This window comes from Psychrobacter phenylpyruvicus DSM 7000 = NBRC 102152 (genome assembly GCF_000685805.1).
In the GTDB taxonomy this organism is placed as follows: domain Bacteria; phylum Pseudomonadota; class Gammaproteobacteria; order Pseudomonadales; family Moraxellaceae; genus Psychrobacter; species Psychrobacter phenylpyruvicus.
In genome coordinates this window covers 1-1,320 of record NZ_JMKP01000096.1, presented here as the reverse complement: position 1 = coordinate 1,320, position 1,320 = coordinate 1, and the positions used below count along the sequence as shown (strand labels likewise).

General features: G+C 40.1%; 1 protein-coding gene. It reads right to left on the bottom strand.

The window, feature by feature from the left end; genetic code table 11:
- Positions 1 to 142 precede the first annotated feature (142 nt).
- Entirely contained in the window at positions 143 to 742 is a 600-nt protein-coding gene (locus tag G561_RS0113560; RefSeq protein WP_028860001.1) for a bifunctional adenosylcobinamide kinase/adenosylcobinamide-phosphate guanylyltransferase, read from the bottom strand.
- Positions 743 to 1,320: the final 578 nt, after the last annotated feature.

The window sequence follows — 1,320 nt, the reverse complement described above, 5'->3', positions numbered from 1 at the left end:
TGAGTTTGAGAGACGATACTATGATAGCCTTAATGAGTCAGACAAAGCTGCCTGACTCAAGCAATCAACTCTCCGATATAGTCGGGGCGGTTCAACTTTAAATTCACTCTACTGCTTTAGTTTAATCTTTTTCATTATCGATTTATTTGAGAGTAACCGGCAACCCTGAGACCACCAAAGTGGCTTTATTCGCCACTTGTGCCAGATATTGATTGACCCAGCCTTGTAGCGAGACAAATTTGCGCCCCTCTGGTGAGCTTGCATGTAATCTCATACCGATTTCATTGGATATAATAAACAAGGTGGCGTTATGCTGATTGCTGAAAGCTACTAATTTATCGATTTCTTGCTTAGCAATTGTTAGGCACTTATCAATATCATAGTCATAATCCATCACGTAATTAGTCAGCCATAAGGTGACACAGTCGATAACGATCGTAAGTGGCTTAAGCGGTTGGTCAATGTGTTTAGAATGATTTTTTAGGCTGTATTTTGGATGGGACTGCTGACTGTCAAAATAATCGGTTAAGGCATCGGCTAAATTTACATCCGCCTCAATAGTACTCCAATTACTCTTTGATTCTGCTCTATCCTCTACATGACGGCTCACCCGTTTGGCAAAGTCATCATCCAACACTCTTGAGGTAGCCAAATAATAAGGCTGGTCAGTTATTTGCTCGGCCAAGGATTGCGCCAAGCTGCTTTTGCCGGAGCGTTCGCCACCAGTTATGTAGTGAATCAATGGGTTGTCCTATTGAACTGAGAGTAATGATTAACGAATGAGTAGATATAATAAAAGACTTTAAACGAGCAACTTACTCATAAAAAACGCATCTACGCTCTGCTGGTGTGTTTGTAGAGTGCTTTAATGCACCAATTAATATTTAGGGGTTTGATGGTACGCAGGGCGCACCCTACGACTAATACAGCTATCAATTAGATCGCACCCTATTTAAAAGCAATCATAGAAGCAAAGTTCAAAAGCTACAAGATAAGTCTTTATTAAATAAAACCCACCCCAAATAAAACAAGCCCCTTCCATTCAACTAAAAGGGGCTTGAGATTTTATCATTTCTTATTGTCGTCTTTGCCTTAAACCTTCCATATATCTAGAGCTTTCTCCAGCATATCTTCGGCTCTTTTTTCAATCTCCACCTCATTCCACGTGTCAAGCTCGAGATAGGGAGATAGTGTTTCAATGCCGCCAGAATAATGTTTCAAGCCTTAAGGTGCTCCCCAATGTCTAGACCAAATTATCATAAAATTAAGATAGAATTGGGTTGATAAAACGATTCATTATCCGAACTATTGTTAGCCAGA